Here is a 22,298-nt window from a genome sequence, read left to right as displayed (position 1 = left end):
GGCTCCCCGTTGTGACAGACCTCAGGCGTTCTCCCGCGCCGCGAGCCACGCGGGCTGCGTGATCGTCCACCCCGGCTCTCTGTTGCCGAGCACGTCGCACGGCTGCCACGGCGCGTCCGGGTGCTCGCGCGTCGCCTCGCTCGTGGGCGTGCGCCGGACGAACTTCATGAAGCCGGGTTCGCCGTTGGTGATCTGGAAGTACCGGGTCTCGGTCTCGAGCCTGACCGAGATCGCCCGCACGTCGTCCGCCCCGATCGGCAACGTGACGAGCGTCAACGGCCCTGCCGTCGGCACCCACTCCCCCTGGCGCAGGAACATCTCCCACACCGGCTCGCGGTCAGCCGCGCACCGGACGAGCGAGAACGCCTTGCCGGGCTCCGCGGCGTCCCTCAGCGAATCCAGGACGGCGAAGTAGTAATAGCTGCCAACGGGCTTCGCGTTGCGTCGCGCAGCCCGCACGGTCAGCCGAAGGTAGAGGCGGTAGGCCTCTGCGTCACTCAACGGCAGCGCGACCGGATCGTCCGGCCCCGGCTCGCGCACCAGCCCGTAGGCCGAGTCGAGGTCCAGCACGTCGACCTGACGCCGGAACACCGCGTACCCGCCGGTCAGCTCGGCCTTCTTCTGCCCGCGGTGAAAGCAGACCAGCGCGGCCATGATCGCGACCGCGTAGTCGTAGCTCACCTCGTCGGCACCCACCCCGGGCTGACCCTCGACCTGACTCAGCAGATCACCGGGCACGAACTCGCCGTCGCTCGTGAACATGATCCGGCCGACCGACGAGTTCGGGTTGCGCGGCACCCCGACCACCGAGAACGGGTTGCCGTTGATCGTGACGACGAAGTGCCGCAGGATGTCGTTCGCCCAGATGTGGTCGATCTTTTGCCTGAGTTCATCAGCCTCGTCCGCGCTGATCGCGACGTACTCCCGGCGCATGTCCTCGCCGCGGTCGATGTCGTGCAGCGTGTCGCACGCCTCCCACGTGTTGTGGCCCGCGTAGTCCTCGTCGCCGTAGAACTCAGGCCGGCGCACCAACGCGTGCGCCTTCGAGAAGTCGAGGACGTCCATCGTCTCGCGGAACACCGCGAAGTACTTGTAGTCGGCGAACTCCGACAGGTGCTGGCGCGCGCGGATCGTCCGCACCATCTCGACGAGGAAACCGTTGGCGTATCCGACGCTCGCCGGTTTCGCGGTCCACGTGGGTTCGGTCGCTGCCCGGCTGAGCAGGTCGGACGGTTCCCAGCGCAGGGTGTGGGTGAAGGCTTCCTCGACGGTGCCGGTCTGCCTGACGACGGCGAGCGGAAGTTGTTCTCCCGCAACAAGAATGATCGTGTAGCTGACGTTCGGGTCCTCGACGCCGGCGTAGAAGTCGCGCAGGCCCCAGTCTTCGTTGATCATGCGATCGCCCCCCAGCGGATCTTTTGGACAGCGTAGTGCACGCGACCACCTGCAGACTCCCCAACGTGGACGAAGGCACCTCGTCTGCTGTTGAAGCCGAATGGAGCTACGTCGGGGGCGCTTCGCGACGGGTGGAGTCAGCCGTTCGTGATCTCCCGGCGCGAGCGGCATGCAGGACGCGAGCGGCAACGTGGAAGCGTTCGACGTCTGGCGAATCAAGTTCTTCCTCTCCGGCAACGGACACGCCCATCCGACGGACGAGGAACTCCTCGCCGCGTGCGAGCAGCTTGCCACCCGCGGCGAACTGCGGGTGGTCCAGCCCGGCCGATGGTTCGCACTGCCCTGCAAATGATGAACGCGTTCCCATCCATGAATTCGCAGTAGCGGTCAAACCCACCACATCAGACATTTCACATTAAGTATGTAAAGTTTCCTATCATATTGACCAGAGGTCTAGACGTATGCGACTCTCACCGAAATCGCCGCCCTGCAACGAGATCCGGTCTCACCGAGTGAGGGGCTCATGCGCAAAACCCTGCAAGCACTGGCATTGGCGGCTGTCGCGGCCACCAGTCTGATCACCACGCATTCGGCGATCGCGGCCCAGGCCGCCTCCCCCTACGTCCCCGGCACGCTGCGCCCGTCCGCGGACCAGGCCACGCAGGACGCGGCGCTGATGAAGTACTGGAACTTCTGGAAGACCAACTTCCTCACCACCAAGTGCGGTTCCGGTACTTATGCCGTGCTTTCCAAGGACGCCGACCACTCCTTCGTCGCCGAGGGCGAGGGGTACGGCATGACGATCGCGGCGATGATGGGCGGCAAGGACCCGCAGGCGCGGGCGATCTTCGACGGCATCCTGAAGTTCGTGAAGGCGCACCCGTCGGTCAACAACAAGGACCTGCACGCGGCCGAGCAGGACGCGAACTGCAAGAGCGTCAACGGAAGCGACTCCGCGACCGACGGCGACCTGGAGATCGCGTACGGGTTGCTGATCGCGGACAAGGTGTGGGGCAGCTCCGGCGGGGTGAACTACCTGGCGGAGGCCAAGCGGGTCATCAACGCCATCAAGAAGTCCGAGCTCAACTCCAGCACCAAGTTCCTGCTGCTGGGCGACTGGGGCAACGACGCGCAGTACAAGAACAGCTCGCGGTCGTCGGACTGGATGCCGGGCCACTTCCGGGCGTTCGCCAAGGCGACCGGCGACTCCACGTGGTCGAGCGTGCTGAGCACCTCGGAGAACGCGGTCACCAAGCTGCAGTCGCAGTACGCGAGCACGACCGGTCTGCTGCCCGACTTCGTGGTGAACACCAACAGCACCCCGAAGCCCGCGCCGGCGAACTTCCTCGAGGGCGCGTACGACGGCGCCTACAGCTGGAACGCGTGCCGCGACCCGTGGCGGCTCGGGGCGGACGCGATCACCGCCGAGGGCAGCGCGGCGAAGGCCCAGGTGCGCAGGATGAACACGTGGATACAGTCCAAGACCGGCGGTGACCCGGCCAAGATCGGCTCCGGCTACAAGCTCAACGGCACCGCGACCGAGACGGGTGAGCACCCGTGCTTCACCGCGCCGTTCGCCGTGGCCGCGATGACCGACCCCGGCAGCCAGGCGTGGCTGGACAAGCTGTTCACGCAGATCACCAAGTTCACCCCGGACAAGAACGACTACTACGGCACGGGGATCACGCTGCAGGTGCTGATCATCCTGTCCGGCAACTTCGTCGCTCCCTGACCTCCGTTCCCTCTACCCAGCCTCGGAGGTTCTCTTGTCCTACAACAAAACGTGGGCGGTACTGGCCGCTGTGGCCCTCGCCGCGCAGTGGACACCAGCACTCGCCGCGGACACCGTCAACGTCTCGACCGCGGCACAGCTCAAAGCAGCACTCACAGCGGCAACGCCCGGCCAGACGATCCAGCTCGCGGCCGGCACGTACCGCGGCGCGTTCCTGACGCAGAAGGGCGGAACGGCGGCCAAGCCGATCACGCTGACCGGCCCGGCGAGCGCGGTGCTGATCAACGACGGCCCCGCCGGTGACCCGCCGGACTGCCCGGCCCCGGCGCCGGGATTCGACTCCGGCTACGGACTCTGGCTGGTAAACGCTCCTTACTGGAACCTCACCGGCTTCACGGTCGCGGAGTCCAAGAAGGGCATCGTCGCGGACAACTCCCACCACACGGTGATCGACAAGGTCACCGTGCACCACGTCGACGAGGAGGGCGTGCACTTCCGGAAGTCCTCCGCCGACAGCATCATCCGCAACTCGAAGGTCACCGACACCGGACTCGTGCAGATCGGGTACGGCGAAGGTGTCTACATCGGATCGGCCGAGTCCAACTGGGAGTGTCACGGCAACAGCGGTGGCGTCGACAAGTCGGACCGCGTTCAGGTGCTCAACAACACCATCGGCCCGAACGTCACCGGTGAGCACATCGACATCAAGGAAGGCACCGTCAACGGCGTGATCCGGGGCAACACCTTCAACGGCACCGGGATCTCGGGTCAGCACTCCGCCGACTCGTGGGTGGACGTGAAGGGATCCGGATACCTGCTGGAGAACAACACCGGCACGTTCCGCAAGCCCGGCACGCTCGCCAACGGCTACGAGACGCACCAGATCACCGGCAGCGCGAGCGGGTGCGGCAACACCTGGAAGAACAACAGGTCCGACGTCGGCGGTTCCGGCGAGTACGCCATCAGGATCACCACGGTGTCGCAGTGCACGAGCAAGCCCAACGTCGTGTACGCGTCCAACACCGTGACGGGCGCGAAGAAGGGGCTGACCAACGCGAAGGTCACGCCGTAGGTGACACCGGTCAGTCCTCGCGTGCCTGTGGGGACTGACCGGCCGCACCCGATGCGTCCGTCCGACGCATCTTCGTCCTCGGTGGTTTGAGCGCCTGGATGCAACGGGCATTGGATCGCTCATGATGGCGTCGTACTGGGAGACCGCACGCACCGGCTTCCTGGCGTTCGTGGGCATCGGGCTGATGGTGCTCATCCCCTTGGTGGCGTTGCACTACTGGCGTTTCGGCCGCGTGGAGCCGCGCCGGGCGTTCGTGCTGTACGGCCTGCTCCTCTACGGCCTGGTCGCGCTGGCGTTGATCTTCCTGCCGTTCCCGGACCGGTCGCAGGTGTGTCAGGGCGACCAGATGCTGTCCACGGTCCCGTTCCAGTGGGTCACCGACATGAACAACAACATGGCGGCCTACGGGCGTTCCGGCATCGTCGCCATGGTGCGGTCGCAGGCGTTCCTGCAGCAGCTGTTCAACGTCGTGCTGTTCGTGCCGCTGGGAATCGTGCTGCGCAAGGCGTACGGCAAGGGCCCGCTCGCCGCCATCGCCCTCGGTCTCGGCGTTTCGCTCGTGGTGGAAGTCGTCCAGTACACCGGGAACTTCGGCTACTACCCGTGCCCGTACCGGATCGCCGACGTGGACGACCTGATCTCCAACACCTTCGGCTCGCTGCTGGGCTGGATGGTGGCACCGGTCGCGCTCGTCGTGCCCAGGGTGCCGTCGTCCGAGGACTCGACCGCGCCCGACGGGACGGTGTCGGTGCCCCGCAGGCTGCTCGGCCTGATCGCCGAGCTCGTGCTGGTGGTCGTGATCGCCCGGATGCTCCCTGATCCGCGCTGGGCCATCGGGGCTCTCGTGCTGTTCCGGATCGTTCTCCCGGTCGCGGCCAACGGCATGACCGTCGGCGGCGTGTTGCTGGACTACCGGATCCGCCGGGAGAACGGTTCCCGCGCCAACCCGGCCCAGTTGGTGGTGCGGGAACTGCTCGGCGTCACCGGATTCCTCACTTACGCGGTCGTGGTGTCGCCGTGGCTCGGGCTGGGCCGGTTCGACCTGGCCGTCGTCGCGGTGTTCGTGACCGGGGCCTTCGTGGTGCCGGTGTTCCGGCGGGACCAGCGGGGCTGGCACGAGTACGCGGCCGGGGTCACCTCGCGGCTCGCCAGGCGTGGTAGCCGAGACCGATCGCCCCTGCCGCCATCGGAAGGCTCGTCAGCAGGCCGGCGAGCCCGTTCCCGGGAATCACGAACGTGAGCACGACGGTGAGCAGCGCGATCGGCACCCACTTGGGCACGGCGTGCGAGCGGAACAGTCCGACGCACTGCAGCACCGTGCCGACCAGCGTCAGCGCCGCGCCCGGGATCATCAGCGCGAACAGGTGAGCGTCGTTGTTGGCGGCCCGGATCACGGCGTCGCCCGCCGCTGCGCCGACCGCGGGATCGGTCGGGAAGTAGTAGGCCGTGGCCCAGCCCGCGACGCCCACGGTCTGCAGTGCGGTGCCGAGCCACATCAGCACGCCTCCCCAGGTGGCCCAGGTGCTGCCGCGGCCCTGGACCAGGAACATCGTGGCAAGGGCCTGGAACGGCACGTTGACCACGGCCATGGTCGCCAGGCCGGTGAGCAACGACCACCAAAGGCCGCGGTTCGCCGCGATGTCGGAGTACGCGTAGGTCTCGCCGCCTGCCGCTGGTTCCGGCCAGAGCAGTCCGCCGGCGACCGCGACGACTGAGGTGATGGCCAGGACCGCGGCGAGGAGGGTGACGCGACCGCGGGTCGAGGTCGGGGTCAAGGTGAGGGATTCGACGGACATGGTTCCGGCCTTCCGGTGACGTTGGTGCCGCTGGTCTCGTGATCCGCGCGCCGACCTGATCGGCCAACCCGCGGGCCTCAAGAAGACCCGCGGAAGGCGACCCCGCACATCGGTACCGCCCCCGGACCTGACCTCCGTACTGGCACGGAGGCCAAGCCGCGACACCGGCCTTACCCTGGGCCGATGAGGTCGCTGGGACTCGTTCTGCTGGGCATCGCCGTCGTCATGACGGCCGGTGCCGGCTGGCTCCGGCCGACTCTCACCTTCGCGGGCCTCGCGACTCTCGGACTCGCCATCACCGCGCTCGGCGTCGTGATCGCGTTCCGGGTGCGCGCCAACCCCGTCGGCGCGCTGCTCGCGTGGGTCGGATCGATCGTGGTCTTCCTGGCCGCACGCGACGCCTACTACCGGGCCTGGATCGACGACCCCACCGAGGTGCCACTCGACCCCCGCGTGGTCGCGTTTCTCAACGAGAGCGGCTGGTGGCTGCTGGCCGCCGTCGCACTGCTGCTGCTCCACTTCCCCGACGGCACACTGCCCAGCCGCCGGTGGAGGCCGATGCCGTCGTTGATCGTCGTCCTCGCCCTCGCTCAGCAGGGCCTCGGGATGGTGCCGCGAGAGCCGTTCACCGAGCCGATGCAGGACATCCCGCACCCCTGGGGACCACCGTCCGATGTGGTCAACGCGCTCAGCTACGTCGTCACCATCGCGCTCGTCGCGGCGTTCCTGTCGTGCGGTGTCTCGCTAGTGCTGCGCTTCCGCCGCGCCTCGGATCCGGTCCGGGCCCAGCTGAAATGGCTCGCGTTCGCGGGGCTGGCCACGACCGCGTACCCGGTGGTCTGCCTCGCGGAGATCGTCGTCACCGGCCGCAGCGGGATCGTGGCGACGGTGTGGGGCGTCGTCACGATCATCGCGCTGTTCTGCTCGGTCGGGGTGGCCATGCTGCGCCACGACCTCTACGACGTCGACCGCGTGCTCGCCGACGCCATCAGCTACACGATCGTGCTGCTCGTCCTCATCGGGGCGTACGCGCTCGCGGCTCTCGGCCTCGGGCTGGTGGTGGGCCAGGACTCCCCCGCCGCCGCGGCCGGTGCCACCGCGGTGTGCGCCGTTCTGCTGGCACCGTTGAAGAAACGCCTGCACCGCGTGGTGGACCGGCGGCTGTTCCCACGCACGAAGGCCGCGCTGCAAGCGATCGACGACCTGCAACACCGCGTGCACACCCAGGCCGCCCAACCGGAAGAGCTCGAAGACGCTCTGCGCACGGCGTTGAAGGACCCGACGCTGAGAGTCGGACTCCTGATCCCCGCGTCCACGGGTTTCGTCGACGCGAAGGGCGTGCCGGTGGCCGACACCGGCCTCGTCCCGATCACCCTCGGCGGTACCCAGATCGGCGTTCTCTCGTCCAGCACAACAACTCCAGCCGTGCTCCGCGTCGTCGCCACCGCGGCGGCCAGCCTGGTCGAGGTGTCCCGGCTGCGCGGCGAACTCGCTGCGGCACTGAGAGAAGTCGAAGCCAGCCGAGCGCGGTTGGTGCAGGCCGGTGACGCCGAACGCAAGCGGCTGGAACGCGACCTCCACGACGGCGCCCAGCAGCGGCTCGTCTCGCTGGGCATGGCGATGCGGCTGGCCCAACGACAGTTGCCCACGGGAGAAATCGACGTGCACGCGGTGCTGGACCAGGGTGTCGCCGAGCTGGCCACCGCCATCGCGGAGCTGCGGCAGATCGCGCACGGCCTGCGTCCCACGAGCCTCGACGACGGCCTGCACAGCGCCTTGGCCGCTCTCACCACCAAGCTGCCCGTGCCGGTGACGCTGGAGATCATGGACGAGCCGTTGGCCGACGACATCACGGTCACGGCCTACTTCGTCGCCGCGGAGGCGATCACCAACGCCGCCAAGCACGCCCGCGCCAGTGCGATCACGGTTCGCGTCACGCACCAAGAGGACGCGGTGAACGTGGTCGTGAAGGACGACGGCTGCGGCGGCGCCGACCCGAGCGCGGGCTCCGGGCTCTCCGGCCTGGCCGACCGCGTCGCGGCACTGGGAGGTTCGCTGAGGTTGCACAGCAAGCCGGGACTGGGCACGACGATCCAGGCGGTGCTGCCGTGCGCATCGTGATCGGGGAGGACTCGGCGCTGTTCCGCGAGGGCCTGGCGAGCCTGCTCTCCCACGCGGGCCACGACATCGTGGGACGCGCCGCCGACGCGGACACCCTCGTGGCCGTGGTGGCGCAAGCGGAACCGGACCTGGCCATCGTCGACGTCAGGATGCCGCCCGGCCTGGCCGACGACGGCGCACGGGCCGCCCGCAAGATCCGCGCGGCGCAGCCCGGCGTCGCGATTCTGCTGCTCTCCCAGCACATCGAGACGCGGCACTCGGTCGAGCTCGTCAGCCAGGGCGGCTTCGGCTACCTGCTCAAGGACCGCGTGCTCGACGTCGACGACTTCCTGGAGTCCATCGCCCGCGTCGCCGCAGGAGGCTCCGCGCTCGATCCCGAAGTGGTGGGCCGACTCCTCGGCCGTCCGGCGACCGCCGCGCTCACGCCGCGAGAACGCGAGGTGCTCGGGCTGATGGCCGAGGGCTGCACGAACGTCGCGATCGCGCGACGACTGTTCCTCACCGAACGCACGGTGGAGACCCACGTCGGCAGCATCATGGCCAAGCTCGGCCTCGCCACCAACGTGGAGGAGCACCGCCGCGTGCTGGCAGTCCTCGCGTATCTGGCCGAGCTCAGCTGACCGGTGGTCCGTCCGGTCCTGGCCACACCGTCTTCTCGTTCCACACCGCGTCCTTGAGCACGATGCCGGTCAGGTCCGCGTGGTCGAGCCTGGCACCGCTCAGATCGACCCCGGTGAAATCGGCGTCGACGAGCTGCGCGTGGGTCAGGTCGGCGTCCGACAGGTCGCTGCCGGTGAAGTCGACGCGGCTGAGGTCGGCTCCTTCGAACGTCGCCCACGCGAACTTCGAGCGCGGCAGCCGCGACCCGGACAGGTTCGCGCCGTCGAGGTCGATCGACACGCTCCACCAGTGCTCGTCGTCGCGCCGATGGGCGTGCAGGATGCGCAACGCGGTGATCCGCACCTGAGCCTCCTCGCGGTCGTCCACGAACGGCATGCGCAGGTAGGCGCAGATGACGTTGACGATCGTGCGCCGCTGTTCGGCGTTGGCCACGCCGAGCCGTTCGAGGGCGTAGAGACCGGCGAGACGGACGGGTGCCCTGTCGCTGCCGAGCTGATCGGCTGCCTTCGTGTACAGCTCGGTGATGCGGCGTTCGATCGCGTCGTGCTCGGCCTGGCGCGCGGTCTCCTGCTGGTGTTTCAACGTCAGTTCGGCCGACCGCTGCCGGCGCGCGGCCAGCAGCAACGCCACCGCGCCCCCGGTGCCCACCACGATCGTCCCCGCGGTGCGGACGGCGTCCAGGTGAGCCTGGTCCTGCGGTGACCCGCCGCCGTACAGGGTGAGCAGGAGGGTCAGCATCAGGCCACCCACCGCCAGCACCGCGAGGCCACCGATCACGATCGCCCGCGTGGTGAGCGGCTTGGGTCCGGGGTCCGCCATGGCGGTCATTATCGGGCTACGAGAGTGCCGCTGTGCGCGCTTCCCAGGAGAACCCGTCCGGGTCGGTGAACTGGGCGGCACCGTTCACGGCGATCCGGTGCGAGCCGGAACCCTCGGGCGCCACCCCGGCGTCCTTGGCGAGTGCCTTCCGCCGGTACAGCGCCAGCTTCACGTCGCCACCGGAAGCGAACTCGACGTACATGCGGCCGAAGCTCTTCGCCACGGTGAAACCCTGGCCCAGGTAGCACTTCTTGCTCGCGGCGACGTCCGCGACGCCCAGCAGCAGCACGATCGAGTCGATCTGCCCGGTAGCGGGGCCGGTGTCCTTCTTGGCCGAGGTCGCGACCTTCCAGATCGTGCCGTCCGGTGCCTGCACCACGCCGCCGTAGCCCCACATGGACTTCGTGGCGGGCTTCAGCACGGTCGCGCCGGCGTCGATCGCGGCGTCGAGCAGGGTGTTGACGTCGGCGGGCTGCGACACCGTGAGGTTCAGGGTGAAGCCGCGGAAGCCGGTGGTGGAGTCGTGCGCCTCCCGCAGGCGGAGACGGGAGCCGAGGCCGAAAGCCTTGGCGTAGAAGCGTTCCGCGGCCGCGAGGACGGCCACTTCGAGGGTGATCGCGTCGAGTGAGGTCATGCCGGAAACGCTATTCGCCACTCAGGGCCCGCTGCTTCTCGATTCCTGACCACCTGGCGCGGGGCGTCCAGCGCAGGTGCACGTCGCGGTCCGGCGCGTCCGCCCGCAGCAACGACAACCGCGGCCTGATCGCGTCCGTGCGCGCTGAAGGTGGTTTCCGGCTGCCTGCCCGGAACTGCACCGGCCACTCGACGCGGTGGTCCTGCTCGGCCGCCGCGTGCAGGGTCCAGTGCGGGTCGTAGAGGTGGGTGCGGCCGATCGCGCACAGGTCGGCGCGGCCCGCCAGCAGGATCGAGTTCACGTCGTCGTAGGAGGCGATGGCGCCGACGGCGATGACGGCCGCGCCCGGCACCTCGTGGCGGATCCGGTCGGCGAACGGGGTTTGGTACGAGCGCCCGAACGCCGGACGTTCCTGAGCCGTGACCTGGCCGGTGGAAACGTCGATCGCGTTGGCGCCGTGGGCGACGAACGCTCGGGCGATCTCCACGGCGTCGTGCTCGGTGTTGCCGTCCGGTGCCCAGTCGGTCGCGGAGATGCGCACGATCATCGGGCGCGCGGCAGGCCACACCGCGCGGACGGCGTCGAACACCTCCAACGGGTAGCGCAGGCGGTTCTCCAGGGAGCCGCCGTACTCGTCGGTGCGCTGGTTGGAGATCGGCGAGAGGAACGACGACAGCAGATAGCCGTGCGCGCAGTGCAGTTCGACCAGGTCGAAACCGGCGGCCGCACCTCGTTCGGCGGTCGCCACGAACTCGGCGGTGATCCGGTCCATCTCCTCGCGACCGAGCGAACGCGGCACCGGTGAGCCCGATCCGTACGGGAGCGCGGACGGGCCGACGGTCTCCCAGTTGCCGTCCGGCAGCGGTTCGTCCATGCCCTCCCACATCAGCCTGGTCGAGCCCTTGCGGCCGGAGTGACCGATCTGCAGACCGATCCGGGCGGTGCTGCGCTCGTGCACGAACGACACGATCCGCTCCCAGGAGTCGCGTTGCTCGTCGTTCCACAAACCCGTGCAGCCCGGCGTGATGCGACCCTCGGGCGAGACGCACACCATCTCGGTCATCACCAGGCCCGCTCCACCCATGGCCTTGGAACCCAGGTGCACCAGGTGGAAGTCGCCCGGCACACCGTCGACCGCCGAGTACATGTCCATCGGCGAGACGATCACGCGGTTCTTCAGTTCCAGCTCTCCCAGGCGGAACGGCTGGAACATCGCCGGCGCCTTGCCAGGAAGTCCTTGGGAGGAAGCGAAAGCGGCGTCTACCCGGTCCGCGAACTCCGAGTCGCGCGTGCGCAGGTTGTCGTAGGTGATGCGGCGGGAGCGGGTCAGCAGGTTGAAGCAGAACCGGGTCGGCTCCTGCACCGAGTACATGCCGATGTTCTCGAACCACTCCAGCGACGCCTGCGCGGCCCGTTGCGTCGACTCCACGACCGGACGCCGTTCGGCTTCATAGGCCTTCAACGCGGTCTGGACGTCGGCGTGTTCGTGCAGGCACGCGGCGAGGGCGAGCGAGTCCTCCATCGCGAGCTTCGTGCCGGAGCCGATCGAGAAGTGCGCGGTGTGGGCCGCGTCGCCGACGAGCACGAGGTTGCCGTGGCTCCAGCGCTCGTTGCGGACGGTCGTGAAGCTCAGCCATTTCGAGTTGTTCGCGAACACCTCGTGGCCGGCCAGTTCCTCGGCGAACAGGTCGCGGATCCGTTCGACGGCACGTTCGTCGGACCGGCCCGGCGCGAACTCCTCGCCGGTGTCGAAACCGGCTCGGCGCCAGACGTCCTCGTGCATCTCGACGATGAACGTGGAACCGGTGTCGGAGTAGGGATACCCGTGGACCTGCATGGTGCCCCAGGGCGTGTCCTTGATGAAGAACTGGAAAGCCTCGAACACCAGATCCGTGCCGAGCCACATGTACTTGTTGTGCCGCCGGTCGAGCTTCGGCCCGAAAACGTCCTCGAAGGACTGCCGGATCGACGAGTTGACGCCGTCCGCGCCGACCACGAGGTCGTAGGACCCGCGCAGCAGCTCGGCATCCGGGGCAGGCGTCGAGAAGCGCACGACCACGCCGAGATCAAGGCACCGCTGCTGCAGCAGGCCGAGCAGCTCCTTGCGGCTCATCGCGGCAAACCCCTGCCCGCCAACGGTGTGACTCTCGCCGCGGTAGTGGATGTCGATGTCGGTCCACCGGGCGAACCGGCGTGCCATCGTGTCGGCGAACTCCGGATCGGCGTTCTCGATGCCGCCGAGCGTCTCGTCGGAGAACACCACGCCGAAGCCGAACGTCACGTCCGCGGCGTCGCGTTCCCAGATGGTGATGTCGTGCGCCGGGTCGAGCTGCTTCATCAGCGCGGCGAAGTAGAGCCCACCGGGTCCGCCGCCGACGACAGCGATCTTCATGCGAGCACCTCGTCCTCGACGATCTTGCGGAGCGTGAACCGCTGCAGCTTGCCGCTCGCGTTGCGCGGCAACGAGGTGCGGAACCGCACGTCGCGCGGGTACTTGTACGGCGCGATCGTCTGCTTCACGTGGTCCTGGATCTCCTTGGCCTTCGCCGCGTCGCCCTCCACGCCCTCTCGCAGCACGACGAACGCGCACACGACCGAGCCGCGCTCCTCGTCGGGCTTGGCGACGACGGCGGACTCCAGCACGTCCGGGTGGGTGTCGATGGCTTCCTCGACCTCCGGCCCGCCGATGTTGTAGCCCGACGAGACGATCATGTGGTCGCTGCGGGCGTGGTAGTGGAAGTATCCGTCCTCGTCGCGGTGGAAGACGTCGCCGGTGACGTTCCAGCCGCCCACGACGTAGTCCTTCTGGCGCGCGTCGTCGAGGTAGCGGCAGCCGACGGGGCCGATCACGCCCAGCCGTCCCGGTTCGCCGGGCCCGAGCTCTTCGCCGTCGAGGCCGAGGACGGTGGCGCGGTAGCCGGGCACGGGTTTTCCCGTGGAGCCGGGACGGATGTCGTCGCCGGCCGCGGAGATGAAGATGTGCAACAACTCCGTGGCGCCGATGCCGTCGATCACCCGCAGTCCCAGCCGATCGCGCAGCCGTTGCCAGGTCTCCTGCGGGATGTGCTCGCCGGCCGACACCGCGGTCCTGAGGCCGCTGAGCTTCCCCTCCGCGCCGGCCCGCAAGATCGCCTTGTAGGCCGTCGGTGCCGTCGCGAGCACCGTGACTCCGTGCTGCTGAACGAGATCCGCGACCTGGGCGGGCGTCGCGGCTTCCGTGAGCAACGCCGCTGCCCCAGCCCTCAACGGGAACACGACGAGCATGCCCAGGCCGAACGTGAACGCGAACGGCGCCGTGCACGCCACGAGGTCGTCCTGGTTCAGCTGCAACACATGACGGCCGAACGTGTTGTCGATCGACAGGACGTCGCGGTGGAAGTGCACGGTGATCTTGGGCGTGCCGGTGCTGCCGGACGTCGGCGCGAGCAACGCCACGTCGTCGGCAGCGGTGTCCACGGCGGTGAACTCCCCCGACTTGGACTCCGCACGTGCCGCCAGGTCGTCGTACGTCACGACCTCGAGCGGTAGGTCATCGACGAACCTGTTGTCCACCAACGCGATCGACGGCTCAGTGCGTTCGATGATCGGCAGGAGGTCGCGGGCGCGCAGTGCGGCCATCGTGGTCACCACGACACCACCGGCCTTGAGCACGCCGAGCCAGGCGGCGACCGTCCACGGGTTGTTGGGCGAGCGCAGCAGAACCCGTTGTCCCGGAACGAGTCCGACGTCCTCGGTCAGCACCTGGGCGACCTGGTTCGAGCGGGTCAGCAACTCGCCGTAGGTCCACACGTCGCCGGACGGGGTGCGCAACGCCGGACGATCGGCGCCGAAACGGGACACCGGCACGTCGATCAGTTCGGTCGCGGCGTTGAGGCGGTCCGGGTAAGTCAGCTCCGGCGTCGTGAACTCGATGGTCGGCCACAGCGCCGTCGGAGGTAAGTGATCGCGAGCGAAGGTGTCCATTGATCAAGGTCCTTCCCGTGGCGGCGGGGTCAGGCAGCGCGGATCATGCCCTCCTGGGCAACGGTGGCGAGGTGCTGGTGGTCGCGGGTGAAGAAACGCCCGTACCCCAGTCCGCGGCCGGAGTCAGCGGCGACCGCCTCCTGCACGTACAGCAGCCAGTCGTCGACCGGCGCCGTGCGGTGGAACCACATCGAGTGGTCGAGGCTCGCGGTCACCAGTCCTGGCCGCGCCCACGGCAGGTCGAGCACCCGCAGGATCGGTTCGAGGATCGTGTAGTCGCACATGTACGCCAGCGCGGCGAGGTCGCGTTGGGCATCGGTCAGCCCTTCGACGGGGCGCAGCGGGTCGAACGGCTTGAGCCACACCGCCTGGTGCGGCGCCTTCTCGCCCTCGACCTCCAGGTACACCGGGCCCGGCACGTGCCGCATGTCGAAGCTGCGCCCGCCGGACCAGTAGGCCTTCGACTCCTCGGTCATCGTGCCGCCGCCGCGTTCGGCGATGTACTCCGCCGAACTGGGCAGTGCCTCCGGATCAGGCAGGCCGTCCACGAACTCCGCGGAGAAGCTGCCACCGGGTTCTCCGGCGGCGAAGTTGGCCAGGCAGACGTAGAGCGGTTTCCCGTTCTGGTAACCGCGGACCTGCCGGGTGCTGTAGCCCCTGCCGTCGCGCAACAGCTCCACCTCGTAGCGCACGGCGGCGCCGATGTCGGCCGGCCGCAGGAAGTAGCTGTGCATCGAGTGCAGTGTCTTCCCGTCGGTCACCGACCGCATGGCCGCAGCAGCCGCCGCGGCCACGAGATCGCCGCCGTAGGCCTTGGGCCACGGGCACGGCTGCGTGACGGCTGTGAACGCCAGGTCGAAGTGCTCGGGATCCGCCTTCTCCAGCGTGATCGCGTCCGTGAAAATCCCAGAAGTCATCATCGGCGTCATCGCGTCAGCCAGTCGCGCAGGTCCTCGTCCGGGACGTCCTGCAGGTTCACCACGATGTTCTCCGGCGTGCGCGTCGTCATCCACGTCAGGGACTTGTTGCGGTCGAGGTTGCACTCGATGTGCGGCATGAACGGCGGCACGAACACCCAGTCGCCCTCCTCCATGTCGACGTAGTCCTCGAACTTCTCGCCGAAGTAGATCCGCGCCCGCCCGGACAGCACGTAGCCGCCGGTCTCGGCCTCGCCGTGGTGGTGCGTGACGGACCGGTAGCCGGGCTCGTTCGTGACCTTGCCGAACCACAGCCGCGTGGCCGGGGTGTGCTGGATGCTCACGCCGGAGACGCGGATCGCGCCACCGGAGTTCGCGGTGTCCGGGTTCTCCGTGCCGCCGCGCGTCACCACCGGCGCGACCAGGCCGCTGGGCAGCCGGTACATCGAGTTGTCGCCTTCGAGCTGGTACCTGCTCAGGTCGGGCTCCATATCTCGTATTCTTCACGACCGTCAGATAGTGTCAATACTCATGAGCCCTGTCGCAGTGAACCCGGCCGACCTCCCGGCACCGAGCGGCTACTCGCACGGCACGCTCGCGGGCAACGTCCTCCACCTGGGCGGGCAGACCGCCACCGATGCCGAGATGAAGATCGTCCCCGGCGGCATCGTCGAGCAGTTCCGCCAGTCGTTCAGCAACGTGCTGACGACGTTGCGCGAGGCCGGCGGCGTGCCGGGAGACCTGGTCAGCATCACGATCTACCTCACCGACATCCCGGACTACCAGGCGCACGGCCGCGAGATCGGCAAGGTCTGGCGCGAGCTGGCCGGCCCCGTCTACCCGGCGATGGCGGGCATCGGCTGCACCGCGCTGTGGCAGCCGGAGGCCATGATCGAGATCCTCGGCGTCGCGGTGATCCCCGAAGACCGCCTGGTCGCGCCGATTCAGAAGTAGCGTTTCCATGATCAGCGAAACAGGAGCGCAATAGTGAAACTCGCTGCTGCGACCGTGAGCGGTATCCGTCGTGCCGGACTGGTGGACGGGGAGTCGATCACGCTGCTGTCCACCACCGTCGACGACATCGTGCGCGGCGGCCTGCTGGGTGAGCGCGGCGAAACGGTGCCGTTGTCCGAGGTGCGGCTGGAGTCGCCGGTGCACCGCTTCAACCGCGACATCCTGTGCACCGGCTGGAACTACCTCGACCACTTCCTGGAGTCGAAGGGCAAGCGCGAGGGTCCCGCCGAGATGCCGTCGCGCCCGACCTTCTTCACCAAGGGCCCGGACACCGTCATCGGCCCGACGGACGACATCGCGTACGACCCGGAGATCTCCTCGATGTGGGACTACGAGGCCGAAATCGCGATGGTCATCGGACGCGACGGCCGCTCGATCCCGGAGGAGAAGGCGCTGGACCACGTCTTCGGCTTCCTCGTCGCCAACGACGTGTCGCAACGCGATCTCCAACGCGCGCACGGCGGCCAGTGGCTGAAGGGCAAGAGCCTCGACGCCACCATGCCGCTCGGCCCGTGGATCACCACACCGGACTCCCTGGACCTCACCGATCTCCAGGTCCAGTGCGAGGTCAACGGCGTGCTGCTGCAGAACGCCTCCAGCTCGCAGATGGCGTTCCCGTTCGCCCGGATCATCGCGGAACTGAGCCACGGCATGACGTTGCGCGCCGGCGACGTGATCCTCACCGGCACCCCGAGCGGCATCGGCAGCGCCCGAGACCCGCAGCTCTTCCTGCGCGACGGCGACGTGGTGGTGACTCGCGTCAGCGGCCTGGGCGAGCTGCGCAACACTGTCACCCTGACGGATCTCAGCTGACGAGGAGAGGGCCCTGAACGTCGCGCTGTCCACCGAACCCACGGCTGCCACCGGGCGCGACCGGCTGGGCCCGCTCATCGTCACGCTCTTCGGCCTCTACGCACGAGGCGAGGACAACTGGCTCTCCGTCGCCTCCGTGGTGCAGCTCATGGCAGACCTCGGCGTCGAAGGCCAGGCCGTCCGATCCTCGATCTCCCGCCTGAAGCGCCGCGGCGTCGTGCTCAGCGACCGCCGCGACGGCGCCGCCGGCTACGCCCTGGCCGAGCAGACCCTGGAAATGCTCGCGGAGGGCGACGCCAGGATCTTCGAACGCCGCCGCGCCACCACCGAGGACGGCTGGCTCGTGGTCGTCTTCTCCGTCCCCGAGTCCGAACGCGAGAAGCGCCACGCCCTGCGCACCAGCCTGACCCAGCTCGGCTTCGGCACCACCGCGCCCGGCGTCTGGGTCGCGCCGGGCAACCTGGCCACGGAAACCCGCCGCACCCTGGAACGCCGCGGCCTGGCCGAGTACGTCGACATCTTCACGGGCCAGCACTTCGCGTTCGGCGACCTGCGCTCCAAAGTCCGGTCCTGGTGGGACCTCGACGAGCTGGCCGACCTGTACGCGGACTTCCTGCGCCGCCACCGCCCGGAGCTCGACCTCGGCGTCACAACGCCCTCGCAGGCGTTCGGTCTGTACGTGCCGATGCTCACCCAGTGGCGGCGCCTGCCCTACAGCGATCCCGGGCTCCCGTTGGCGCTGCTGCCGCCGGGGTGGAACGGCGTGACGGCGGAGGCGTTGTTCGAGCGGCTCAACACGACGCTGAGCGCACCGGCCCGCGAGCACGCGCTGACCGTGATCCACCGGAGCTGAAGCCCTGTAACAGAGTGTGCACAGCCCGCGAAGAACCGGGCGAACCCGGCAAGGCGGGAGTGCACCATGAGCCAGCACTCGGATGAGAACGACGTCGTCTACCAGACCATGGTGGAATTCCGGGACCGGCTGGAATCGCTGGTCGTTTCTCGCGGCGACGGCACCCAGGAGATCGACTCGCAGGCCCTGCGCGAGCTCGTGCGGTCGGATCCCGAACGGATCGTCGCGGCGTGCCAGGCATACGCGGAAGTGGCCACGTCGGGCGTCGGCAAGTGGCACGGCACGGCACAGTTCGCCTACCTGCTGGCGCTCACGTACCAGGCCGAGTTCGACGACGACTCGCTCACCCTGTGGCTCGCGGAGACGTTCGCCTCCGCGGGCCTCGAGGTGCGGATACCGGTGGTGCGGAACCCGTCGCCGCCCGAGCCGCCGAAACTGCGCGTCGAGGTCAGCACCGAGATGCTGGCGAACCGGGACATCTACCCGTTCGTGCTCGCCTTCTCCCACCACGAGCGCGGTACCGGCGGATCTCGGCGCGACGAGCTCCTGGCGCGGCGTGGCCGGGTGATGTGGTCGTTCGACATACCGCTGAGCGACCCGCGGCACGTGTGGGAAGTGCCCGAGGTCCGCGAGTACATGACGTTGCTCAGCCAGCGACTGCCTTACCTGCCGTACTTCCTGGACCCGGATCCGGAGGCCCGGTCGTTGTTCGTGTGGCTCGCCTGCCTCGCGCCACCGCACGCCTTCCACGGCAACGACCTCCAGCTGGTCGACGACGACGTGCTGGTGGTGGCGGCGCAGACGCGGCACAGCGTCAGGGTTCTCGCCGGAGCCCTCGGTGAGGATCCGGACGAGGTGGCCGCCGCCGTGTTCGGTGTGCTGCCCGAGGCCTACGTCGAGATGGTCGACGCTGTCATCGCCGAGGCCTACGACGATGACGACTCCTGAGGTCCGGGTCTCGGAGATCGTCGACTCCGTGCTGGACGGGCGACTGGCGTCGTCGCGCGCATGTGAGCTCCTCACCGAGATTCCGGACGACGTCGACGTGGAGTTCGTCCGCGACCGGGACACCGAGATCAGGAAGCTGATCCAGCGGATCTACGCGGACGGGTCCGCGCTGCGCGTGCACAAGATGACCGAGCTGGCCGTGGCGGCCGCCGAACTGCTCGGCGACGACTGGATCGCCCACGTGTTGCTCGCAGGCGCGTCGTCGTTGATCGATCTGGGGTCCGGCTCTGACGCTCTGTCCCTCCTCGACCGCGCCGAACCGCTCCTCGGCGACAACCCCGGTTTGACCGTGTTCTCTCGACGGATGCGTCTGCACGTGCTGGCGAACAACGGTGCACACGAAGAGTTCGACGCGTTGTGCCCTGCCGTGATCGCCGACGCCGAACAGCTGGCCGCGCACATCGACCTCGCCGCGGTGCTGTCGGACAAGGCGGCATCGCTCGCAGAACGCGGGCTCGTCGTCGACGCGCTGCACAGCGCGCGTGCCGCACTCTCGGCCAGAAGGCGGGCCGAGTCCGACCCGCCGCACAAGCATCTCACCGAGTCGAGATTGACGTATCACCTCGCTCAGGTCGCCGACCAGGCCGGTCAGCTCGAGGAAGCGTTGTCAGCACTCGAAAACGCTCGTCTGCTGGCCCTGAGCGAGCAGGACGCGGAGTTCGCCGCGTGGATGCTGAGCGAGATCGGGTTCCTGTGGGACAAGATGCAGGACCGGGAGCGCGCCGAGGGGATCCTGGAGCGCGCCGCGCGCGAAGCCGACCAGGTGGGCAGGAAGGACTGGGCGGCCCACTGGCGGCGTGAGGTCCGCGACGACGGCGACCTGCGGCAGGCCGGCGAGGAGACCAGGCCGACGAAATGGGCGCGTGCACTCGCGATCCTGCGGCGGCAGCCGGAGCGGCTCGACGAGGCGATCAAGCTCTTCCGCGAGTGCGTCGCCGACGCCAGGAAGAACCACGACCCGGTCAACGAGGCCGATGCCCGCTGCAACCTGGGGTTCGCCCTGTCGCGGGCCGGACAGTCGATGCAGGCCGAGATGGCCGTACGTGGTGCGATCCTCGTCGCGCAGCGGATCAACGACCCGCTGCGCGAAATGACCTACCGGACGAACCTCAGCAGGATGATCTTCGACCGCCTCCACCTGGAGGAGGCCCGCGAGGAGATCGAGTCCGCACTCGCGATCGGAGAGAAGCTGCGGGCCCAGGTGGTGTCGACCGAGATGCGGCAGTCGGTCGCGGCGAGCCTGGCGAACGCCTACGACGTCGCCGTCGTCGCGGCGGCGGTCTCCTACCGCCCTGGCAAGTGGATGATCGCCGCCGGCAGCGATCCCGACGGCAGCGAACCGCGGCCGGACCTCCTGTTCGACCTCGGCCAGCGGTCGCGGGCGGCCAACCTCGTCGAGGCGCTGCGCATCGGTGCCGCGGTCGAACGATCAGGGGAACCCCGCCTGGTCCAAGCGATGCTGGCGTTGCGGGCCGCGGACATCACGGTGGAGCTGGCAGCCGCCGAGCACACGAACCTCACCGAGCCGATCGCGGCGCGCACCCGTGCCGCGGAGGAACTGCACACCTCGGCGCGCGCCCTGGGAGTCGACCTCGGGCGGAAGGCGGAACTGGCGGGTGTCACCGAGCTGGCGTCGATGCTGGGTGACGGCGAGGTGCTCGTCGACCTGCTGACCGTCCCCGAGGGAGTCGCGGTGTGCTGCCTCACCGGGGACCACCGCACGAGCGCGGGCCTGCTCGGCTGGCCGATCAAAGACCGCCACCGGCTGCTGCGCCGCCTGGTGCGCACGCGCCGCAACCACCTGGGAACGTCGGCGGAGGATCTCGACGACACGCACGCCGAGCTGGAAAGCGCTCTCCAGGCACTCGACGACGCCCTGCTGCACGACATCGCGAGGATGGTGCGCGAGGCCGCCGGGGACGACGTCGTGCGCAAGCTGGTGGTGAGCCCGGAGAACGAGCTCTTCCAGCTGCCGTTCTGGCGCCTCGCCGCCCTGCTCGGTGACGCCACGGTGAGCGTGCTGCCCACGTCCGCGGCGCTGCCGGTGTTGCGGGAGCGCACGAGGTCCGGAGCGAAGCCGTGGCTGTCGGTCGCCGAACCCACCGGTTCACTGCGGTACACCGGGATCGACGTGCCGGCCGACCTCGGCTACGCGGACTGCCCACCTCGTGCGGACGAGCTGCTCGCCGCTCTTCCCGGGGCGGGGCGCGTCCACTTCGCCACCCACGGCCACTTCCAGTCGCAGAGCGCCTACCGTTCCGGCCTCGAGGTGTCAGCGTCCGACGCGACGGATCCGCTCGCGGCGCCGGACACGCGCGGCCGGACGGACGTCGAGCTGTTCACCGCGGCTCAGGTGGCCGGCCGCCTGCACCTCCCGCACTGCGAGCTCGCCGTGTTGTCGGCGTGTGAGTCGGGTCTGCCCCGCCAGCACGATGCCAGCGAGTTCACCGGTCTGCCCGGCGCGTTCCTGATCGCGGGTGCCAGGAACGTGGTGGCGTCGTTGTGGCCGGCTCACGACGGCGCGGCGGCCATCCTGATGCAGGACTTCTACCGTCACGCCCGGACCGAGCCGTTCAGCTCCGCGCTCGCCAAAGCCCGCGCACAGCTGGCCGCGATGTCAAGGGCCGAGGTCGTGCGCAGGCTCGGCGACCTGGACGTCCCGGTGGGCGACCAGCCGTTCGCCTGCAGCGTGTTCACCGATTGCTTCCAGCACTTTGGAGTCGACTGATGGCTGACACCCCGCGCTCGTTCGTCCGGGCCATGAGCTCGTTGTGGGGCCGCGGTTACTGGGTCACCTGGCACCCGTCCACCAGGCTTCGTCTCGGCGAGGTCGGCACGGCCGGTGAAGGGGAGTTCGTCGGCATCTCCTCCCTCCAGGAGCTGGAGATCACCGCTCCGTCGACGCTCGCGGAGACCAGGGACGACCTCACGTGGCGCAGCGAGGGTGGCGTGAACGTCACCACCAAGGCGTCCGGCCAGACCTCTCCCCTGTTCCAAGGGCTCGCCGACGCGCAGGCCGGCATGCTGGTGGAGTTCACGCAGGGCAACGCGATCCTGGTCGCCTACAAGGGGTTGTCCGAGACTCGGCTCGCGAGCCAGCCCGCCCTCGCCGTCGAGATGCTCCGCCGCTACTGGCTCGGCACGTGGTCGCTGGACTGGTACGTCGTCAGCCACGTCGTGACCGCCGAGTCCGGCACCGTGCTCATGTCGCGGGACGGGCGGACAGCGGTCGAGCTCGCCGCGAGTGCCTCCGTCCTCGGAGGAGCGATCGGGCTCGCCGACCTGGCGGCGGGCGTCCAGGTGGCGAGGTCAAGCGGTCTGGCGCTCGAGCTCATCGGAACCGAGATGACCCCGTTCTTCCGGGTGGTGCGGCTGCGCAAGCGGTTCCTGCGCGGTGTCGAAGCCACCTACGGCGAACCGGGCCGCCTGCGTTCCGCCGCGGGACGCCCGGCCGAACTGCCGGCCGAGCTGGTGGAGGAGGCGCGCGAGGACACCGACAGCGTGCTGGAACTGCCCGACCAAGCCGCCGACGACTGAGGT

20 protein-coding genes are annotated in these 22,298 nt (G+C 68.9%); 12 read left to right on the top strand and 8 right to left on the bottom strand.

The window, feature by feature from the left end:
- Nucleotides 1–21 precede the first annotated feature (21 nt).
- Nucleotides 22–1,395 carry a hypothetical protein gene (locus tag AB0M24_RS01250; protein ID WP_363759149.1) on the bottom strand — a complete coding sequence of 458 codons (1,374 nt, stop codon included), beginning with the start codon at nucleotides 1,393–1,395 and terminating at the stop codon, nucleotides 22–24.
- A gap of 169 nt (nucleotides 1,396–1,564) precedes the next feature.
- Between AB0M24_RS01250 and AB0M24_RS01245 the strand changes: the two genes are divergently transcribed.
- The 4 genes from AB0M24_RS01245 to AB0M24_RS01230 all read left to right on the top strand — a co-directional run bounded on the left by AB0M24_RS01245 (nucleotide 1,565) and on the right by AB0M24_RS01230 (nucleotide 5,439).
- Nucleotides 1,565–1,747, top strand: coding sequence for a hypothetical protein (locus tag AB0M24_RS01245; RefSeq protein ID WP_363759146.1), 183 nt, complete (start codon nucleotides 1,565–1,567; stop codon nucleotides 1,745–1,747).
- 171 nt (nucleotides 1,748–1,918) lie between these two features.
- Nucleotides 1,919–3,127, top strand: a complete 1,209-nt coding sequence (locus tag AB0M24_RS01240; RefSeq protein ID WP_363759143.1) for a glycosyl hydrolase family 8 — start codon at nucleotides 1,919–1,921, stop codon at nucleotides 3,125–3,127.
- Between the two features lie 34 nt (nucleotides 3,128–3,161).
- Entirely contained in the window at nucleotides 3,162–4,199 is a 1,038-nt protein-coding gene (locus AB0M24_RS01235) for a right-handed parallel beta-helix repeat-containing protein (protein ID WP_363759140.1), read from the top strand.
- A gap of 121 nt (nucleotides 4,200–4,320) precedes the next feature.
- Nucleotides 4,321–5,439 (top strand): VanZ family protein, encoded by a 1,119-nt coding sequence (locus AB0M24_RS01230; RefSeq protein ID WP_363759137.1) that lies wholly within the window; start codon nucleotides 4,321–4,323, stop codon nucleotides 5,437–5,439.
- Here AB0M24_RS01230 and AB0M24_RS01225 read toward each other — a convergent pair.
- On the bottom strand, nucleotides 5,333–5,995 hold the full coding sequence (locus tag AB0M24_RS01225; protein WP_363759134.1) for a hypothetical protein: 663 nt from the start codon (nucleotides 5,993–5,995) through the stop codon (nucleotides 5,333–5,335). The two genes, AB0M24_RS01230 and AB0M24_RS01225, sit on opposite strands and share 107 nt — an antisense overlap.
- 183 nt (nucleotides 5,996–6,178) lie before the next feature.
- Here AB0M24_RS01225 and AB0M24_RS01220 point away from each other — a divergent pair, with 183 nt between their 5' ends.
- Both AB0M24_RS01220 and AB0M24_RS01215 read left to right on the top strand, forming a co-directional pair.
- Nucleotides 6,179–8,116, top strand: a complete 1,938-nt coding sequence (locus tag AB0M24_RS01220; protein WP_363759131.1) for a histidine kinase — start codon at nucleotides 6,179–6,181, stop codon at nucleotides 8,114–8,116.
- A complete protein-coding gene (locus tag AB0M24_RS01215) occupies nucleotides 8,104–8,736 on the top strand; it encodes a response regulator transcription factor (protein ID WP_363759128.1) in 633 nt (210 codons plus the stop codon). The genes AB0M24_RS01220 and AB0M24_RS01215 overlap by 13 nt, the downstream gene beginning before the upstream one ends.
- Here the strand turns inward: AB0M24_RS01215 and AB0M24_RS01210 are convergent.
- From AB0M24_RS01210 to AB0M24_RS01185, 6 genes are read right to left on the bottom strand one after another with little or no spacing between them, the layout of a single operon-like run.
- Entirely contained in the window at nucleotides 8,729–9,556 is an 828-nt protein-coding gene (locus tag AB0M24_RS01210; RefSeq protein ID WP_363759125.1) for a pentapeptide repeat-containing protein, read from the bottom strand. The genes AB0M24_RS01215 and AB0M24_RS01210 overlap by 8 nt on opposite strands.
- Nucleotides 9,557–9,572: 16 nt before the next feature.
- A complete protein-coding gene (locus AB0M24_RS01205; protein WP_363759122.1) occupies nucleotides 9,573–10,190 on the bottom strand; it encodes a glyoxalase in 618 nt (205 codons plus the stop codon).
- A gap of 10 nt (nucleotides 10,191–10,200) precedes the next feature.
- Entirely contained in the window at nucleotides 10,201–12,582 is a 2,382-nt protein-coding gene (locus AB0M24_RS01200) for a bifunctional salicylyl-CoA 5-hydroxylase/oxidoreductase (protein WP_363759119.1), read from the bottom strand.
- Nucleotides 12,579–14,153 carry an AMP-binding protein gene (locus tag AB0M24_RS01195; RefSeq protein ID WP_363759116.1) on the bottom strand — a complete coding sequence of 525 codons (1,575 nt, stop codon included), beginning with the start codon at nucleotides 14,151–14,153 and terminating at the stop codon, nucleotides 12,579–12,581. The genes AB0M24_RS01200 and AB0M24_RS01195 overlap by 4 nt, the downstream gene beginning before the upstream one ends.
- Nucleotides 14,154–14,182: 29 nt before the next feature.
- On the bottom strand, nucleotides 14,183–15,070 hold the full coding sequence (locus AB0M24_RS01190) for an acyl-CoA thioesterase domain-containing protein (protein ID WP_363759113.1): 888 nt from the start codon (nucleotides 15,068–15,070) through the stop codon (nucleotides 14,183–14,185).
- A gap of 8 nt (nucleotides 15,071–15,078) precedes the next feature.
- Nucleotides 15,079–15,561 (bottom strand): cupin domain-containing protein, encoded by a 483-nt coding sequence (locus tag AB0M24_RS01185; RefSeq protein WP_363759110.1) that lies wholly within the window; start codon nucleotides 15,559–15,561, stop codon nucleotides 15,079–15,081.
- 40 nt (nucleotides 15,562–15,601) lie between these two features.
- On the opposite strand from AB0M24_RS01185, the gene AB0M24_RS01180 reads away from it, so the two are divergent.
- The 6 genes from AB0M24_RS01180 to AB0M24_RS01155 all read left to right on the top strand — a co-directional run bounded on the left by AB0M24_RS01180 (nucleotide 15,602) and on the right by AB0M24_RS01155 (nucleotide 22,295).
- Entirely contained in the window at nucleotides 15,602–16,024 is a 423-nt protein-coding gene (locus AB0M24_RS01180; protein WP_363759107.1) for a RidA family protein, read from the top strand.
- Nucleotides 16,025–16,057: 33 nt separating this feature from the next.
- Nucleotides 16,058–16,897, top strand: a complete 840-nt coding sequence (locus tag AB0M24_RS01175) for a fumarylacetoacetate hydrolase family protein (protein WP_363759104.1) — start codon at nucleotides 16,058–16,060, stop codon at nucleotides 16,895–16,897.
- A gap of 13 nt (nucleotides 16,898–16,910) precedes the next feature.
- Nucleotides 16,911–17,750: a PaaX family transcriptional regulator C-terminal domain-containing protein gene (locus AB0M24_RS01170; RefSeq protein WP_363761532.1), complete on the top strand. Its 840-nt coding sequence runs from the start codon at nucleotides 16,911–16,913 to the stop codon at nucleotides 17,748–17,750.
- Between the two features lie 66 nt (nucleotides 17,751–17,816).
- Nucleotides 17,817–18,698 (top strand): hypothetical protein, encoded by an 882-nt coding sequence (locus tag AB0M24_RS01165; protein ID WP_363759101.1) that lies wholly within the window; start codon nucleotides 17,817–17,819, stop codon nucleotides 18,696–18,698.
- Nucleotides 18,685–21,486: a CHAT domain-containing protein gene (locus AB0M24_RS01160; RefSeq protein ID WP_363759098.1), complete on the top strand. Its 2,802-nt coding sequence runs from the start codon at nucleotides 18,685–18,687 to the stop codon at nucleotides 21,484–21,486. Before AB0M24_RS01165 ends, AB0M24_RS01160 begins: the two co-directional genes overlap by 14 nt.
- Nucleotides 21,486–22,295, top strand: coding sequence for a hypothetical protein (locus AB0M24_RS01155; RefSeq protein ID WP_363759095.1), 810 nt, complete (start codon nucleotides 21,486–21,488; stop codon nucleotides 22,293–22,295). The genes AB0M24_RS01160 and AB0M24_RS01155 overlap by 1 nt, the downstream gene beginning before the upstream one ends.
- Nucleotides 22,296–22,298: the final 3 nt, after the last annotated feature.

The organism is Lentzea sp. NPDC051838, from assembly GCF_040681245.1.
In the GTDB taxonomy this organism is placed as follows: Bacteria; Actinomycetota; Actinomycetes; order Mycobacteriales; family Pseudonocardiaceae; genus Lentzea.
This window is presented reverse-complemented; position numbering and strand designations above follow the sequence as displayed.

What these genes read in the sequence shown, in the direction of transcription:
- AB0M24_RS01250 (WP_363759149.1), bottom strand. Translation starts at nt 1,395, where the DNA reads ATGATCAACGAAGACTGGGGCCTGCGCGACTTCTACGCCGGCGTCGAG.
- AB0M24_RS01245 (WP_363759146.1), top strand. Translation starts at nt 1,565, where the DNA reads ATGCAGGACGCGAGCGGCAACGTGGAAGCGTTCGACGTCTGGCGAATC.
- AB0M24_RS01240 (WP_363759143.1), top strand. Translation starts at nt 1,919, where the DNA reads ATGCGCAAAACCCTGCAAGCACTGGCATTGGCGGCTGTCGCGGCCACC.
- AB0M24_RS01230 (WP_363759137.1), top strand. Translation starts at nt 4,321, where the DNA reads ATGATGGCGTCGTACTGGGAGACCGCACGCACCGGCTTCCTGGCGTTC.
- AB0M24_RS01225 (WP_363759134.1), bottom strand. Translation starts at nt 5,995, where the DNA reads ATGTCCGTCGAATCCCTCACCTTGACCCCGACCTCGACCCGCGGTCGC.
- AB0M24_RS01220 (WP_363759131.1), top strand. Translation starts at nt 6,179, where the DNA reads ATGAGGTCGCTGGGACTCGTTCTGCTGGGCATCGCCGTCGTCATGACG.
- AB0M24_RS01210 (WP_363759125.1), bottom strand. Translation starts at nt 9,556, where the DNA reads ATGGCGGACCCCGGACCCAAGCCGCTCACCACGCGGGCGATCGTGATC.
- AB0M24_RS01205 (WP_363759122.1), bottom strand. Translation starts at nt 10,190, where the DNA reads ATGACCTCACTCGACGCGATCACCCTCGAAGTGGCCGTCCTCGCGGCC.
- AB0M24_RS01200 (WP_363759119.1), bottom strand. Translation starts at nt 12,582, where the DNA reads ATGAAGATCGCTGTCGTCGGCGGCGGACCCGGTGGGCTCTACTTCGCC.
- AB0M24_RS01195 (WP_363759116.1), bottom strand. Translation starts at nt 14,153, where the DNA reads ATGGACACCTTCGCTCGCGATCACTTACCTCCGACGGCGCTGTGGCCG.
- AB0M24_RS01190 (WP_363759113.1), bottom strand. Translation starts at nt 15,070, where the DNA reads ATGACTTCTGGGATTTTCACGGACGCGATCACGCTGGAGAAGGCGGAT.
- AB0M24_RS01185 (WP_363759110.1), bottom strand. Translation starts at nt 15,561, where the DNA reads ATGGAGCCCGACCTGAGCAGGTACCAGCTCGAAGGCGACAACTCGATG.
- AB0M24_RS01180 (WP_363759107.1), top strand. Translation starts at nt 15,602, where the DNA reads ATGAGCCCTGTCGCAGTGAACCCGGCCGACCTCCCGGCACCGAGCGGC.
- AB0M24_RS01165 (WP_363759101.1), top strand. Translation starts at nt 17,817, where the DNA reads ATGAGCCAGCACTCGGATGAGAACGACGTCGTCTACCAGACCATGGTG.
- AB0M24_RS01160 (WP_363759098.1), top strand. Translation starts at nt 18,685, where the DNA reads ATGACGACTCCTGAGGTCCGGGTCTCGGAGATCGTCGACTCCGTGCTG.
- AB0M24_RS01155 (WP_363759095.1), top strand. Translation starts at nt 21,486, where the DNA reads ATGGCTGACACCCCGCGCTCGTTCGTCCGGGCCATGAGCTCGTTGTGG.